At 61.2% G+C, this 804-nt stretch carries 2 protein-coding genes; one reads left to right on the top strand and one right to left on the bottom strand.

Annotation, left to right across the window (positions count from 1 at the left end; all coding sequences use genetic code 11):
* The coding region (locus ACOI1H_RS25910; RefSeq protein ID WP_422441224.1) for an SOS response-associated peptidase at nucleotides 1-543 on the top strand (543 nt) is incomplete at its 5' end.
* A 7-nt stretch (nucleotides 544-550) separates the two neighbouring features.
* Here the strand turns inward: ACOI1H_RS25910 and ACOI1H_RS25905 are convergent.
* A partial coding sequence (locus ACOI1H_RS25905) for a hypothetical protein (protein WP_422441223.1) occupies nucleotides 551-804 on the bottom strand: 254 nt, incomplete at its 5' end.

The raw sequence follows: 804 nt of genomic DNA, 5'->3' as shown, positions 1-804 counted from the left end.
GACGGCACGCGGTGGCTTGAGCATGCCCACTGGGGCTTCGTAATGCCGCAGGTCTCCAAGAAGACCGGCAAGCCGATCCAGCCGAAGGCCGTGAACAACGCCCGCGACGACAAGCTGCGCACCTCTGGTTTCTGGAAGAAGAGTTTCGAGGAACGGCGCTGCCTGATCCCCGCGACCAGTTTCTGCGAGGCGAAGGGCCACAATCCGGCGACTTACGTCTGGTTCGGTGTGACGGGAGAGGGCGCGCGGCCACCCTTTCCCTTGGCGGGTGTCTGGCGGGCCTACAAGGGAAACTACGGTGGCGGCGACCTACGCGAGATGATTACCAGTTCGATGGTAACCACAACGCCGAATGAGTTGGTCAAGGATACCCACCCTGACCGGATGCCGATGATCCTGGGCCCTGAGGACTACGCGCAGTGGCTGTCCGGCACCGTAGACGAGGCTTTCGCGCTCATCAAGCCGTTCCCGGCGGAGCGCATGGTGATCCACCAGAGCGGTGTAGGGCTGAAATCGGACGCTGGAGATCCAAGCCCGGCATGACAGGCCGTCAGTCTGCTTCCAAAGGCGGTGGAAAGTGGTCCCGGTCATCGATCAGGCAGGACACGATCACATGGATTGAGGCATAGATCCCGATCAAGATCGGCGCTGCAGCAAGGGGGAGTCGGACAAATCCGGCCCCGCCCAAAGCGTCGAAGATCATCCTCGCAACCGCGGATGACACCACAGTCGCAAATCCGACGGTCATGACGATCGTCAAAATGCGGAACACCCGATCCATCTCGTTTCCTTCCGTTCGCATGC

The organism is Loktanella sp. DJP18, assembly GCF_049310965.1.
In the GTDB taxonomy this organism is placed as follows: domain Bacteria; phylum Pseudomonadota; class Alphaproteobacteria; order Rhodobacterales; family Rhodobacteraceae; genus Loktanella.
Note: the sequence above shows the minus strand (reverse complement) of the source record. Positions and strands in the feature narration are given on the sequence as shown.